The organism is Paenibacillus sp. J31R30, from assembly GCF_059692115.1.
Genome location: NZ_JCAUAV010000006.1, coordinates 135,140 through 148,627, shown reverse-complemented (window position 1 = coordinate 148,627; position 13,488 = coordinate 135,140). Strand labels below are relative to the sequence as shown.

The window sequence follows — 13,488 nt, the reverse complement described above, 5'->3', positions numbered from 1 at the left end:
ACGATGAGGGTAGTTGTACAACGTTGTAAACGCGCGGAAGTAACCGTTGATCATCAAATCGTCGGTCGCATTGAGCAAGGGTTGATGCTGCTGGTTGGTATTACTCACGAAGATACGGAGCAGGATGCGAAGTATCTTGCTGATAAAGTGGCGGGTCTGCGCATTTTTGAAGACGAAATGGGTAAAATGAATCTTTCTGTCACGGAGACGGGGGGAGCCATCCTATCCGTGTCTCAATTTACACTATATGGGGATTGTCGCAAAGGGAAGCGTCCCAACTTCATGTTGGCGGCACGGCCTGAGCAGGCGGAGCCGTTGTATCATCAATTCAACACATTGCTAAGGGATCAAGGTTTGCAGGTTGAAACTGGCGCATTCGGAGAAATGATGGACGTTTCCTTTACGAATTGGGGACCTGTAACGTTAATTATCGATAGTAAATAAGTTGTACGGAAGGCATTGGGATAGGTAGCTCGGCCACTGGTTATACTAAACTTGTATATACTAGCGGTTAGGAGCCTACAGATGCGTCAATCCATAAAAGAAAAAATGATGACAGCCCCGGTACAGCAATTGTTCCATACCTCCATGGCGGAGCGGATGAGTCAAGCATCTGCTTTTGCCGATGTTGAAATTAGTGCGGAATTCACTTCTGATCATGAGAAAATGAAGAGTATTCCTAAGAAATCGTACCGGTAGTTCATAAAACCACGTGTGTGCTGTTCAACCAGCCTGCGTGGTTTTATTTGTGAAACGGGCATAATTTCTCTACACCTCTAAATTGTGGTAAACTAGCCTATGGAATTATTGTAAGACATGCAGGAGATAAGGTGGGTGCTTACGTCGTAATGTCAAATTCAAATCGCAACAAATCCACATCCAAAGGATGGGTATGGTTGATGGGCATATTGATTATACTTACGCTGCTGGCCGCAACGGCCGCCATGTACTATCAATATAATCATCATAACAGCTCCAAAGGACATAGTGGGCAGCAGCAAGCCCTTGAAGAAGTGAAATCGGTGAAAAAGGCGAAAGATGCCTATGATGTCATTGTGGTTGGTACGGATCCAGAAGGCGTAGCCGCTGCGGTTTCGTCAGCTCGGAATGGATTAAGCACGCTGCTTGTCGATGGTCGGGATCGTGAGATTTTAGGAGGATTGATGACCCTTGGTTGGATCAATTCCTTGGATAACAATTACTCTACGACTAAAACCTTGCTGGGCAAGGATGACGTGTGGAACAAAGGGTATTTCTCAGAATGGTACGCCAAAACCGAAGGGGATTCCTTCGATGTGAATACAGCTGCCAATGCCTTCTATGAAGCCGTGAAGAATGAAAAAAATATCGAAGTGCTGATGAAAACGAAGAAGATTGAACCCCTTCTTTCACAAAATAAAAATGCCGTCCAAGGCGCAACGATCACACTTGAAAATGGCAGTACACAAGTCGTCAAAGCCTTCTCTGTCATTGATGCTACGCAGGATGGCGATTTCGCGGCAGCAGCTGGTGTGCCTTTTACAATGGGACATGAAGATATTGGAGATCCAAAATCCAAGATGGCTGTCACACTTGCCTTTCGTTTGAAGAATGTCACCCCTGAAGTATGGAAACTGATGGCTAACCGATTGAATGGGGATGACAACTCGGGCACAGGTGTAACAGATGTAAGTGTATTTGGATATAGCGAAATGAGTAATTATCCTGCACTGAACAAAGAAAGAGCCAAGATGAGAGGGCTCAACATGGGTAGGCAAAATGATAATACGGTGCTAATCAATGCGTTACAAATATTTGGGGTCGACACATTTGATCCGAAGTCGGTGCAAGAAGCGTTTGATATTGGCAAAAAGGAATTGCCTAACATTGTCGCGTATATGCAGAAAACGTTCCCAGAGTTCTCTACGATTGAGCTCGATGGATCCGCACCTGAGCTTTATGTGAGGGAAACACGTCACATGCAGGGTGAATACCGCTTAAGTATCATCGATGTATGTACAAATGCAGATCAGTGGGATCGCATTGGCTTTGGATCCTATCCCGTCGATATCCAGCGTATCACACCAACGGACTCTGGTAATGTCGTATGTAAGCCAAAACAATATGCGATTCCTTTCCGCAGTATCGTTCCACAGAAGATTGACGGCTTATTGGTCGTAGGTAGAGCGGCAAGCTATGATACACTTCCACACGGAAGCGCTCGCGTTATGCCAACGGGGATGGCTGAAGGAGAAGCGGCCGGGGCTGCTGTTAGCTTGGCCAAAGCAGAGAACAAGACTTTCCGTCAGCTTTCAGCATCCAAGGAAAGCATTGCTAAGCTGCAGGCACAGTTAAATAAGCAAGGCATGGAAATTCAACCGATGACGATAAAGCCTCAGCCTTTCATGGAGCATAAGGCATACGAAGGTTTGAAATCAGCCATGATGCTTGGACTGGCATCTGGTGCGTATGATAATAACTTCCGCCTAGATGACGCGGCCAATCCGAAGCGAATGGTCAATGTGGTTGGAAGTGCACGGAAGATGAAGCCTGATGCATTTAAGGGTGACGTGAATCAAGCGATTGCCAAGTTGGAAAATGCGGACAAAATACCGTTGACGCTTGAGCAAGCGAGCTTTACGTTTACAGAAGCCCTTGGTATAAAAGGTACTTCTGCTGAAGCCCAAGCTAAGCTAATCGAGAGTAAATTGCTAACGGCAGCAACGGTTAATGGGATTGCAGATAAGCAAAAATTAACCAATGGCGACACGTATATGATGATTCGAGACGTTAAGATTGGCTTAACGGGTAAGCCTTAAATTGGAATCAATAAAGAGCCTTATTGCCGCATCGGATGTGGCTGTAAGGCTCTTAGTTTGTAGTTGGCTATGAGAGAAAGGATGTTTGCGGTTACATTTCTTAGTCTTCGTCGGCAGCTTCTTCGTCTGCTTCAGCTTCAGCGGATTCCTCAGCTTCCGCTTCTTCTTCATCAGCTTCTGCTTCTGGCTCCTCATCCGCGGATTCTTCACTCTCAGCTTCTTCGGCTTCTTCCGCATCCGCTTCTTCCTCATCAGCCGCTACTTCTTCGTCATCAGTCTCCGCATCCGCTTCAGTCTCTTCAATGGCCTCTTCTTCGGCTGCTTCGTCAGCTACTTCATCTTCAACTTCGGCTTCGGTTTCGGATTCTTCAGAGAAAAGCACCACGAGATCTTGTCGTTCCTCTTGAAACTCGTTTTGTAGTGTCATTGTTACAGCCTCCAGATGTTATATTCAAGGCCATTCGCCTTGTTGTACATGTATATGTGAAAATAGGATGAATATACGGGAGAAACGAAATGAAAATGCTTGAAAATAAGCGGGATTTGGGTGTAATGAAATTGTAATAAGCGCTTCATCTTCCTTTAATCTAAGAAGGATATACTGATACTCGACCCCCTTTAAAATATAAACTTTTGAAAGCCTGCTGCCTTGTGCTGCAGGCTATTTTCTTTGTACACAAAGAAAAACCGCTCAGCATAGCTGAACGGTTTGGAATTCAATAATACAAACTTACATAAGTGCATCAATAGCGTAATCACCGGCTCCGATTAATGCAACCCCAAGAGCGATAACGAGTAGTGTGAGGTTATATTCAATTCCATTGGAGGTTACCCAGTACCCGTTTTTGCCATGAACTTTAATAATAGCCATGATCATTGTAATAATAATAAGAGCCGCGCCAACTTCTGTCCATAAACCAGCGGCGAAGAGCAGGCCGCCAGCTAATTCTCCTAAACCAGCAACTACTGCCATCATGACACCTGGTTTGATGCCAATAGATTCGAAGAATCCGCCTGTACCTTTAGGTCCGTAACCACCAAACCAACCAAACAATTTCTGTGTACCATGAGCCGCCATCGTTAACCCAATCACCAAACGAATAATAAGTAGTCCTAATGCCATACTAACATCTCCTCTTTAAATATATTTTGTTTAACAACTTACTTTATGTTAGTATATTATTACGAGTCACTTACTTTTGTCAAGCGACTATGCTAAAATAGTTTTTACAGAAGTGTATGAAGATGTACTCAGCAAGAACTCGAAGGAGATGATTAAGATGGAGAACGATCAACTATGTCCCAAATTCGAGCATGCTTTCGAACTTCTGGGAAAACGTTGGACAGGACTTATCGTGAATGTGTTGCTATCTGGGCCAAAGCGGTTTAAAGATATCTCAGTTTTAATACCAAGTATGAGCGATCGGATGCTCTCCGAAAGATTCAAGGAATTAGAAGCGGCAGATATTATTATTCGACATGTGTATCCAGAAACGCCCGTTCGAATAGAATATGAATTAACACCAAAAGGGAAGGGACTTCAGCCGGTTATGGATGAAGTTCAAAAATGGGCAGACGGATTCAATTAATTTCATTAGTGAAGAGGGCTATCAGGAACGACTATCTCTTGACTTTGCCCTTTCCAATGTTTACAATAACCATAATGTAATTTGATATGATTGTGATCCATTGAAGGGACACAGTAATTCGCCCCCACATGTACAGAGAAGGAAGCCTAGGCTGCAAGCTTCCCATGATGAGCGAATGAACAGACCTCCCCGAGGACCGACTGGGAACAGCCCATGTGATCATGTGCTAAGTAGTAGTTGCGCGAGTAGCGGGCGTTAACCGCAAAGAGCTGAATTGCCTTTACTTGCGTAAGCGAGGAAGCAAGGTATGCTGAATGTGGGTGGTACCACGGGTGAATTTGAGTTATTCAAATCTCTCGTCCCTGACGGAAGTCGGGGATGGGGGATTTTTTTGTTATTTGCAAGAGCACGTATTAGAGATAAAGGGAGGTTACTTAAATGAGTATTCAGAAGCCAAAAGGAACCCAGGATCTTCTTCCAGGCGAGGTTGAGAAATGGCAGTACCTCGAGATGAAGGCGAGAGACTTGTGTCAACGTTTTAACTACAAAGAAATTCGTTCGCCAATTTTCGAGAGTACAGAACTATTTTCGCGCGGCGTTGGGGAAACGACAGATATCGTCGAAAAAGAAATGTACACATTTCTTGATAAAGGCGATCGCAGCATGACGTTGCGTCCGGAAGGAACCGCGGGTGTCGTTCGTGCTTACGTTGAAAATAAGCTATATGGGATCCCGGATTTAACGAAGCTATTTTATGTAGGACCGATGTTCCGTTATGAACAGCCGCAAGCGGGGAGGTACCGCCAGTTTCACCAGTTCGGTATTGAAGCGTTCGGATCGGTGGATCCAAGCATTGATGCAGAAGTCATTGCGCTTGGCTACACTTTTTATAAAGAAATTGGTCTCAAAGAAGTTACCGTGGAAGTTAACTCCGTGGGTACACCAGCGGTTAGAACGGCTTACCGTGAGCAGCTGCAGGCGTTCTTTGCGCCTGTGAAGGATCAGCTTTGTAAGGACTGTCAGTCTCGTTATGACCGTAACCCAATGCGCATTCTCGATTGCAAAAACGATCAAAAGTACGGTGTGGGCGCGCCAGACATTCTTGAGTTCCTAGACGAGGAATGCCGCACACACTTTGCACAGGTACAAGAGCACTTAACGGCGATGGAGATTCCATTCCGTATTAATCCACGCCTCGTGCGCGGCCTTGATTACTACACGCACACGGCTTTTGAATATAAAGCTGCGGGTATTGGCGCAATCGACACGATTGGCGGTGGCGGACGTTACAACGGCCTTGTGGAGCAAATCGGCGGGCATGGCACGGACCAACCGGGCGTAGGCTTGGGTCTAGGTCTCGAGCGTATTCTGCTCGTACTGCAAGCGCAAGGTGTTGAAATTCCGAAGCCTGAGCCGCTTGATGTGTACTTGATTGGTCTGGGCGAAGCGGCGGAGAAGGAAGTTACGAAACTTCTGCACCAGCTAAGAGTTCAAGGTTTAAAGGCGGAGAAAGACTACCAGGGTCGCAAGATGAAGGCTCAAATGAAGTCCGCGGATCGTTTCCAAGCAACGTATGTGGCGATTCTTGGCGATGACGAGTTAGCTCGCGGCGAAATTACGCTGAAGAAGATGGAAACAGGGAATCAAATCACGGTAAGTTTAGTGGATCTTGCCTCACAAGCTGCAAAGACACTATTCGAATAGATAGCTACACCACTATGAACACTATAAGGAGGCAACAACAATTATGATGCTCAAAACACATCATTGCGGGCAGCTTACGAAAGCCCAGGTAGGCGAAACAGTAATACTTAACGGGTGGGTTCAAGTAAGACGCGACTTCGGCGGCCTTCTTTTCATCGACCTACGTGATCGCAGTGGCTTAATACAAACGGTGTTTAGCCCAGATTTCTCAGGGGATGCTTTGGCGATTGCAGACCGTGCACGTAATGAATACGTGCTTGCAGTTAAAGGGAAAGTCGTAGAACGTGATGCTGAAACAGTGAACAATAACATTCCGACAGGTGAAATCGAAATTCAAGTAACTGAAATCGAAATCATGAACGCAGCGAAAACACCTCCTTTCTTCATCGAAGATGGCGTAGAAGTGGACGAAGCGGTTCGTTTGAAATATCGTTACCTTGACCTGCGCCGTCCTGAAATGCAACGTACGTTGATGTTGCGTTCCAAAGCATCTAACATCTTCCGTAATTTCTTGGATTCCCAAGGCTTTATCGATGTAGAAACACCAATCTTGACGAAAAGTACACCAGAAGGCGCGCGTGACTACTTGGTACCAAGCCGCGTGCATCCAGGCGAGTTTTTCGCGCTTCCACAATCGCCGCAGATCTTCAAACAATTGCTGATGGTTAGTGGTCTTGAGCGGTACTACCAAATCGCACGCTGCTTCCGCGACGAAGATCTTCGTGCAGACCGTCAGCCTGAATTTACGCAAGTCGACATCGAGACTTCTTTCCTATCGCAGGATCAGCTTCTTGATATCCTCGAAGAGCTTGTTGTGAAATTGATGCAAGAAACGGCTAACGTTGAAATTCCTCGTCCATTCCAACGGATTACACATGCTGATGCGATGGCGAGATATGGTTCCGATAAACCAGATCTTCGTTTTGACCTTGAATTGAAAGACGTATCCGATATCGTATCCACTTCCGGTGTTCAAGTATTCGCAAGTGTAGTTAACGGTGGCGGTCAAGTTAAAGCTCTTAACGCAAAAGGCTGTGGCACATGGAGTCGTAAAGAGATCGACGATCTTCTTCCATTCGCAGCACGTTACGGAGCGAAAGGTCTTGCTTGGATTCAAGTGAAAGACGGCGAATTCAAAGGGCCTATCGTGAAGTTCTTCAATGAGGCTGAAATCGCAGCATTGACAGAGCGTTTGGGAGCAGAAGAGGGAGATCTTCTTTTATTCTCTGCTGACAAGAAGAAAGTTGTTGCTGATGTTCTAGGTAACCTTCGTCTGAAAATTGGTCGTCAACTAGGCCTTATCGATGACTCCATATTCAAATATGCCTGGGTTGTAGACTTCCCACTTCTTGGATATGACGAAGATGCGAAACGTTATGTAGCGGAACACCATCCGTTCACACGTCCGAACGAAGAGGACATTCATTTCTTCGATACAGATCCAGGTCAAATTCGCGCGCAAGCATACGATCTAGTCTTGAACGGCTATGAAGTAGGCGGCGGATCCATGCGGATTTACCAACGTGATGTACAAGAGAAAATGTTCACAGCACTTGGTTTCTCCAAAGAAGAAGCGTATGAGCAATTCGGCTTCTTGCTGGAAGCATTTGAATACGGTACGCCTCCACACGGTGGTTTTGCTTTCGGATTTGACCGCTTGGTGATGTTAATCACAGGCCGTACAAACCTAAGAGAAACGATTGCATTCCCGAAAACAGCTAGCGCAACAGACTTGTTGATGGACGCTCCGGGAACTGTTGATGATAAACAACTAGAACAACTATCGATTCGCTTAGCGCTTAAGCAGCCTGCTGCGAAAGCCTAAGAACCTTGAAGAGGAAGTGTTCCGATGCTTCACCAATTTTCCCGTACTGAACTAGCCATTGGCCCAGAGGGTCTTGAAATGTTGAAAAACAGCACAGTTGTCGTGCTCGGTATCGGCGGCGTTGGCTCTATAGCGGCGGAAGCCTTAGCGAGATCCGGCGTCGGACGTTTGATTCTTATCGACAAAGATGTTGTCGATATCACGAATATTAACCGTCAGATCCATGCGCTAACGACAACGGTTGGTCAGCCGAAGGCTGATCTGATGCGCGATCGCATCAAACTGATCAATCCGGAGTGCGATGTCATTTCCCTGCGGATGTTCTACACAGAGGAAACGTATGAGCAAGTTTTCGCTTACCCAATCGATTACGTGTTGGATGCGAGCGATACGATCGAGTACAAGATCCATTTGATCAAACAATGTTTGGCACGTAAAATCCCGATGATTTCTTGTATGGGTGCTGCGAATAAAATGGATCCGACGCAATTTAGAATTACGGACATCTCCAAAACGAGCATGGACCCTATCGCACGCGTGATTCGTCAACGTTTGCGCAAAGAAGGCATCAAGAAGGGTGTGAAGGTCGTATTCTCGATGGAAGAACCGATGAAGCCACGGGAAGACGTTACGGAGCAAATCGTGCCTGCAGATGCACCTGATAGACGTAAGGCGCAGCAGCCGCCTGCGAGCAACTCTTTTGTACCACCTGTAGCGGGGCTTATCATGGTGAGTGCTGCCGTGAAGGATTTGCTGGAGATTGGTGCGAAGAAGAACGCATAGTAAAGAGAAACGGATGCCCCGATAAGGGGGTGTCTGTTTTTTTTGCGATTAAAATACGTGCGGAATGTCAATTTCATGGTGACACATGACATGCCCTCTGGGGCGGAGTATAATGAAGATTACTACGTTCAACACTCAGTAAAGGAAACTAACCATGGATTTGTTTACATATGCAGCAGCACAAGACCCGGTAGGCAAGCTTTTAGCTGACCGGATGCGTCCAACTACATTGGACGAATATATCGGACAAGAACAAATCGTTGGCAAAGGCAAGTTGTTGCGTCGGGCGATTGAGGCGGATCAAGTGACATCGATTCTTCTCTATGGACCGCCAGGGACAGGGAAGACGACGCTTGCGAACATTATTGCTAATCGGACTCAAGGTGAATTCATGAAGCTTAACGCTGTTGATGCTTCTGTGAAGGACGTTCGCGAGATCATTGAACTGGCCAAAAGCACGAAAGCGATGTACGGGCGGAAAACGACCCTGTTCCTGGACGAAGTCCATCGCTTTAACACCTCGCGGCAGGATGCGCTGCTTCCTGCTGTGGAGCAGGGCATCCTCATCTTCATCGGGGCGACCACAGAGAACCCCTTTCACCATGTGAACGGGGCCCTCTTGTCGCGCTCGACGCTGTTTCAGCTCGAGCCGCTCACGGCGGAGCATGCGCTCATCGCCATGCGAAGGGCGATTGCCGATCCCGTGAAGGGGCTCGGCTTCATGCGCCTCCACGTGGACGAGGAGGCGCTCACGCACATCGGGCAGATGGCCAATGGCGACATCCGCCGATCCCTGAACGCGCTGGAGCTGGCAGCGCTGACGACTTCCCCTGAACCGGATGGCACGGTTCATATCACACGCGAGGTGGCGGAAGAGTCGATCCGCCGCCCCATCGTGAAAGCGGACGAGTCGACGCAGTATGACGTCTTGTCCGCCTTTCACAAGAGCGTGCGCGGCTCTAGCGACGCCGCGCTGTTCTGGTTCCTCTATGCCGTTGAGAAGCTCGGCATGGATCCTATGACCTTCCTGCGGCGTCTGATCGTCGCATGCAGTGAAGATATCGGACTCGCCAATCCGCAGGCGATGGTTCAGTCTGTCACCGCGATGGACGCCTACCATAAGATTGGCTGGCCGGAATCGAAGTACATCATTTCCCAGGCAATTTTATTTGCGGTGGAGAGTCCGAAGTCCAACTCGATCCCGCTTGCGATTATGCGGGCGCAGGAGCTGATGGAACGCGTAAAATCAGCCGAGGTTCCCTTGCATCTGCGCGATACGCATTACAAAGGCGCAGAGAAGCTCGGCCACAAAGGTTATATGTATCCGCATAATTACCCAGGGCATTATGTGCGACAGCAGTACTTGCCGGATGAGATCCAGCATGAGGTTATTTTTGCAGCAACAAATCAAGGGACAGAAGAGAAGATGAAGCTGAATCAAAGCAAAAGAAGAGGGACGCCTACAGATTCATAGAATCCGTAGAGTCCCTCTATTTTCTTGCTCCATGAGGATCGTGAAGACTTTTTCTGTGATAGGATCATAACGAATCGAGACGATGAGTGGAAATTCATTACCATTCTTTTTGACCCAGAAACGGAACTGCTGCTGAACGACACCTGGTGCGACGTTGGACTTTCCGATGTATTTGTAATCCAACAATGTATACACCTTACCGGCTTCTTGAAAAGCAAGGCGACTCCATTTGGCATAAGAGGGGTCATGAATCGGAGCCCTTTCCGCATGGCCGCCGTTGCTAAGCTGGATCGTCTCCGCAAGTGCAGTTGAAGCGCCTACCCAGCTCAGCCCGAACATGAGTAAAACAGCTATGATTTTGCTCAGTATCGCTCACACCTTTCGCTTGTAGCGTGTGCGATGGGGGGAGCATACATGCGTAATGGCGAGCGGTAAATAACAGCAAAAATGGCGTGTCACTCCACTCACGTGTTCCAGTTCATTATTCCCTTCCTCTTACATAAGGGAACGTACATACGCTAATTGAGGGGAACGTCAGTGCGTTATTTGTTCCAAAACTAAGTATTTGGATTTCTTTTCGAGTAAATAGTGCATCTACGATCCCTTACGCGTAAAAATGAGCTTGTTTCGCTGGAATAGCGCACTCTCGTTCCCCTTAGGGGGAGAATAGAGGCTGAATTAACCTGAGGTAGCCCAACAAAAAAAGGAGCACCCCAGTGCTCCTCCCCAATTACAACTTAAAAATCTTCCCCAAATACTTACCAGCGCCTTCACTGTACTTGTCCTGCAGCAGCGTGCGTAACTGAGCTTTGGCCTCAGGTGTTGGAAGTGTATTCTTCGCTATCCCGTGCAGCTCCATCCAATGCGAAGCGGTCATATAGCAAGTGCTGTTCCAGCCATTTTTAGTGCCATTCGCGTTCAGGCGCTCACTGATGCCCGCAATCACGATGTCAGCTTTACTCTGCAAATCGATAAGAGCACGATCGAAATCATTCTTGGATTCTTTCGACTTCAGATCGGTCGCAGCGCGCAAAGCCTTCACATCAATGCCTTCGTTCCCAGCAATCGCGTGATACACATCGACGGCCGCTTTGGACAGCTCACCATCAGAGTAGCGTTCGTCCACTGTGTACGGGTCTTCAAGTAAGTTTTTGATCAGAGGAAATAACTCGGAAGCTATCAGCAATGGCTTTTTGGCAAAAAAACGTCCATAAGCAGCAAGTCCATCACCTGGAAGCCGATCACGCCATAACCAAGGATCTGTCTCTAACCCGGTATGCCACTGCTCCTGGACAGTTAAGGATTCAAGTGAAGGATGCTCAGGAATGAACGAAGAGAGGGGAAGAATACCAATCTCTTTAACGAGCCTTTTCACATCTTCATACGTATCAGCTTTCATCGTTACCCCGTTCATAGCCATATACATTCTCCTTCGTTTAATTCTTTTCCCATGCTTATCTCTGTCACTCGCTCTTACCCTTACTTGTGCACCTTATCAATCACACCGCCGCCAAGACAGATCTCCCCATCATAAAAGACTACGGATTGGCCTGGTGTTACTGCTTTTTGCGGCGTATCAAAAACAACTTCACAGCTGCCGTCTGGCTGCAAGGTAATCACAACGCCTTGATCGGCTTGGCGATAGCGGAATTTGGCTGTACACGTGTATGGACCTTCTGGTTTCTTGGAAGAAATCCAATTCACATCAGTTGCAGTCAAACCTTTGGAGTAAAGCCCAGGATGTTGTTCACCTTGAACGACGAGCAATTCATTCGTCTCCAAGTTTTTATCCACAACGAACCATGGCTCTCCTGAACCAGACCCGCCGATGCCCAGTCCTTGTCTTTGGCCTAATGTATAATACATCAACCCGTCATGGCGCCCCTTGATCTCTCCGTTGCGGATATCGACCATGTTGCCTGGACGTGCAGGGAGGTATTGGCTGAGGAATGTTTTGAAGTCGCGCTCGCCAATGAAACAAATCCCCGTGCTATCTTTTTTCTTCGCCGTTGCTAGACCAGCCGCTTCAGCGATTTCACGTACCTTGCACTTCGGCAGGTGACCGATGGGGAACATGGCTTTGGCAAGTTGCCCTTGATTAAGGACGTTAAGGAAGTACGTTTGATCCTTATTCGAATCATTTCCACGCATCAACACGAACTCGCCGTCTTGTGCCTTCACTTGGGCGTAATGTCCAGTTGCAATATAATCGCCGCCTAAATCCAGAACTTTCTGCAGCAATTCCCCGAATTTGATTTCTCGATTGCACATAACATCTGGGTTCGGTGTGCGTCCCTTGGTATACTCGTCCAAGAAGTAAGCAAAAACTTTGTCGTAATACTGCTTCTCGAAATTTACTGTATAGAAAGGAATGTCGAGTTGGTCACAGACCCGTCTAACATCCTCTGCGTCTTCTTCTGCGGTACAATGACCGAATTCGTCGGTATCGTCCCAGTTTTTCATGAAAATGCCAATAACTTCATACCCTTGCTCCTTGAGCAGCAGCGCGGCAACGGATGAATCGACACCTCCAGACATACCTAGGATGACACGTTTTTTTGTTTGCATAGCGTAAACCTCTTTTCCATCTTGCATGACTTTGGTAGTGCTGTTCATTTTCAACACTACTATTATACATGCCAATTGCTCAAATTTAAAATATTTCATGAGAATGTCATTGTTTTTCCCCCACAATACAAGGGATTTGTGATAACATAGATACGATATACGGATGTTTTGGAATGTTTTTGCGAAAAATGGAAACGCTGTTTACCTAGATAGGGACGACCCTGGTGTTTAAGCGTGGGTAGCAAGGTTGGTAAGCATTTCAAGTTTTAGCGATATATACAGACTCCTTGATGGCATATCTTGTTGAATGAGGTGTTAATTTTGAAAATTTCCACAAAAGGTCGTTATGGTCTAACGATCATGATGGAATTAGCTAACCGAGTGGGTGAAGGACCAACTTCACTGAAGAGTATTGCTGAGAGACATCAGCTTTCCGAACATTATCTTGAACAACTGGTAGCTCCATTGCGCAATGCGGGTTTAGTCAAAAGTATTCGCGGAGCTTACGGTGGCTATATTCTTTCTAAATCTGCCGAGCAGGTAACTGCAGGTGAGGTTATTCGTGTACTTGAAGGGCCGATCAGCCCCGTAGATTTTACGGAAGAGGATGATCCTGCCAAGCGAGACTTGTGGATTCGCATTCGCGATAGCATTGCGGAAGTGCTGGACTCCACGACTTTGGCGAACTTGATTTCTTTTGAGGATAAAGGCAAAAACGATAATTACATGTTTTACATTTAAGGTGAC

Annotated in this window: 14 protein-coding genes; 9 read left to right on the top strand and 5 right to left on the bottom strand. The window is 46.9% G+C overall.

The window, feature by feature from the left end:
• Window positions 1–3 precede the first annotated feature (3 nt).
• From dtd to AC58QO_RS21110, 3 genes are all read left to right on the top strand, one after another.
• Complete coding sequence (gene dtd / locus AC58QO_RS21120; RefSeq protein WP_497268944.1) at window positions 4–444, top strand: D-aminoacyl-tRNA deacylase; 441 nt, start codon at window positions 4–6, stop codon at window positions 442–444.
• 81 nt (window positions 445–525) lie between these two features.
• Complete coding sequence (locus AC58QO_RS21115; protein ID WP_497268942.1) at window positions 526–699, top strand: hypothetical protein; 174 nt, start codon at window positions 526–528, stop codon at window positions 697–699.
• Window positions 700–848: 149 nt separating this feature from the next.
• Window positions 849–2,798 (top strand): FAD-dependent oxidoreductase, encoded by a 1,950-nt coding sequence (locus AC58QO_RS21110; protein WP_497268940.1) that lies wholly within the window; start codon window positions 849–851, stop codon window positions 2,796–2,798.
• A gap of 100 nt (window positions 2,799–2,898) precedes the next feature.
• Here AC58QO_RS21110 and AC58QO_RS21105 read toward each other — a convergent pair whose 3' ends face one another.
• Together AC58QO_RS21105 and AC58QO_RS21100 are read right to left on the bottom strand one after the other, a co-directional pair.
• Window positions 2,899–3,225: a hypothetical protein gene (locus tag AC58QO_RS21105; RefSeq protein WP_497268938.1), complete on the bottom strand. Its 327-nt coding sequence runs from the start codon at window positions 3,223–3,225 to the stop codon at window positions 2,899–2,901.
• 303 nt (window positions 3,226–3,528) lie between these two features.
• The gene (locus AC58QO_RS21100; RefSeq protein ID WP_497268937.1) at window positions 3,529–3,921 is read right to left on the bottom strand and encodes a DoxX family protein; all 393 of its coding nucleotides are present in this window, start codon (window positions 3,919–3,921) and stop codon (window positions 3,529–3,531) included.
• Between the two features lie 157 nt (window positions 3,922–4,078).
• Between AC58QO_RS21100 and AC58QO_RS21095 the strand changes: the two genes are divergently transcribed.
• The 5 genes from AC58QO_RS21095 (at window position 4,079) to AC58QO_RS21075 (ending at window position 10,173) form a co-directional block, all read left to right on the top strand.
• Complete coding sequence (locus tag AC58QO_RS21095) at window positions 4,079–4,387, top strand: winged helix-turn-helix transcriptional regulator (protein ID WP_497268935.1); 309 nt, start codon at window positions 4,079–4,081, stop codon at window positions 4,385–4,387.
• Between the two features lie 438 nt (window positions 4,388–4,825).
• Complete coding sequence (hisS, locus tag AC58QO_RS21090) at window positions 4,826–6,091, top strand: histidine--tRNA ligase (protein WP_497268933.1); 1,266 nt, start codon at window positions 4,826–4,828, stop codon at window positions 6,089–6,091.
• Window positions 6,092–6,134: 43 nt separating this feature from the next.
• A complete protein-coding gene (aspS, locus tag AC58QO_RS21085) occupies window positions 6,135–7,916 on the top strand; it encodes an aspartate--tRNA ligase (protein ID WP_497268931.1) in 1,782 nt (593 codons plus the stop codon).
• A gap of 24 nt (window positions 7,917–7,940) precedes the next feature.
• Complete coding sequence (locus AC58QO_RS21080) at window positions 7,941–8,699, top strand: tRNA threonylcarbamoyladenosine dehydratase (protein WP_497268929.1); 759 nt, start codon at window positions 7,941–7,943, stop codon at window positions 8,697–8,699.
• Between the two features lie 154 nt (window positions 8,700–8,853).
• Window positions 8,854–10,173, top strand: a complete 1,320-nt coding sequence (locus AC58QO_RS21075; RefSeq protein ID WP_497268928.1) for a replication-associated recombination protein A — start codon at window positions 8,854–8,856, stop codon at window positions 10,171–10,173.
• Here the strand turns inward: AC58QO_RS21075 and AC58QO_RS21070 are convergent.
• The 3 genes from AC58QO_RS21070 to mnmA all read right to left on the bottom strand — a co-directional run bounded on the left by AC58QO_RS21070 (window position 10,168) and on the right by mnmA (window position 12,741).
• The gene (locus AC58QO_RS21070; RefSeq protein WP_497268926.1) at window positions 10,168–10,512 is read right to left on the bottom strand and encodes a DUF3889 domain-containing protein; all 345 of its coding nucleotides are present in this window, start codon (window positions 10,510–10,512) and stop codon (window positions 10,168–10,170) included. The two genes, AC58QO_RS21075 and AC58QO_RS21070, sit on opposite strands and share 6 nt — an antisense overlap.
• 391 nt (window positions 10,513–10,903) lie before the next feature.
• Entirely contained in the window at window positions 10,904–11,593 is a 690-nt protein-coding gene (locus AC58QO_RS21065) for an AlkZ-related protein (RefSeq protein WP_497268924.1), read from the bottom strand.
• A gap of 59 nt (window positions 11,594–11,652) precedes the next feature.
• Entirely contained in the window at window positions 11,653–12,741 is a 1,089-nt protein-coding gene (gene mnmA / locus AC58QO_RS21060) for a tRNA 2-thiouridine(34) synthase MnmA (protein WP_497268922.1), read from the bottom strand.
• A gap of 321 nt (window positions 12,742–13,062) precedes the next feature.
• Here mnmA and cymR point away from each other — a divergent pair, with 321 nt between their 5' ends.
• Window positions 13,063–13,482, top strand: coding sequence for a cysteine metabolism transcriptional regulator CymR (gene cymR, locus AC58QO_RS21055; RefSeq protein ID WP_057311968.1), 420 nt, complete (start codon window positions 13,063–13,065; stop codon window positions 13,480–13,482).
• Window positions 13,483–13,488: the final 6 nt, after the last annotated feature.

Coding starts and splice junctions, on each gene's coding strand:
- dtd (WP_497268944.1), top strand. CDS start 4: ATGAGGGTAGTTGTACAACGTTGTAAACGCGCGGAAGTAACCGTTGAT.
- AC58QO_RS21115 (WP_497268942.1), top strand. CDS start 526: ATGCGTCAATCCATAAAAGAAAAAATGATGACAGCCCCGGTACAGCAA.
- AC58QO_RS21110 (WP_497268940.1), top strand. CDS start 849: ATGTCAAATTCAAATCGCAACAAATCCACATCCAAAGGATGGGTATGG.
- AC58QO_RS21105 (WP_497268938.1), bottom strand. CDS start 3,225: ATGACACTACAAAACGAGTTTCAAGAGGAACGACAAGATCTCGTGGTG.
- AC58QO_RS21100 (WP_497268937.1), bottom strand. CDS start 3,921: ATGGCATTAGGACTACTTATTATTCGTTTGGTGATTGGGTTAACGATG.
- AC58QO_RS21095 (WP_497268935.1), top strand. CDS start 4,079: ATGGAGAACGATCAACTATGTCCCAAATTCGAGCATGCTTTCGAACTT.
- hisS (WP_497268933.1), top strand. CDS start 4,826: ATGAGTATTCAGAAGCCAAAAGGAACCCAGGATCTTCTTCCAGGCGAG.
- aspS (WP_497268931.1), top strand. CDS start 6,135: ATGATGCTCAAAACACATCATTGCGGGCAGCTTACGAAAGCCCAGGTA.
- AC58QO_RS21080 (WP_497268929.1), top strand. CDS start 7,941: ATGCTTCACCAATTTTCCCGTACTGAACTAGCCATTGGCCCAGAGGGT.
- AC58QO_RS21075 (WP_497268928.1), top strand. CDS start 8,854: ATGGATTTGTTTACATATGCAGCAGCACAAGACCCGGTAGGCAAGCTT.
- AC58QO_RS21070 (WP_497268926.1), bottom strand. CDS start 10,512: ATGTTCGGGCTGAGCTGGGTAGGCGCTTCAACTGCACTTGCGGAGACG.
- AC58QO_RS21065 (WP_497268924.1), bottom strand. CDS start 11,593: ATGGCTATGAACGGGGTAACGATGAAAGCTGATACGTATGAAGATGTG.
- mnmA (WP_497268922.1), bottom strand. CDS start 12,741: ATGCAAACAAAAAAACGTGTCATCCTAGGTATGTCTGGAGGTGTCGAT.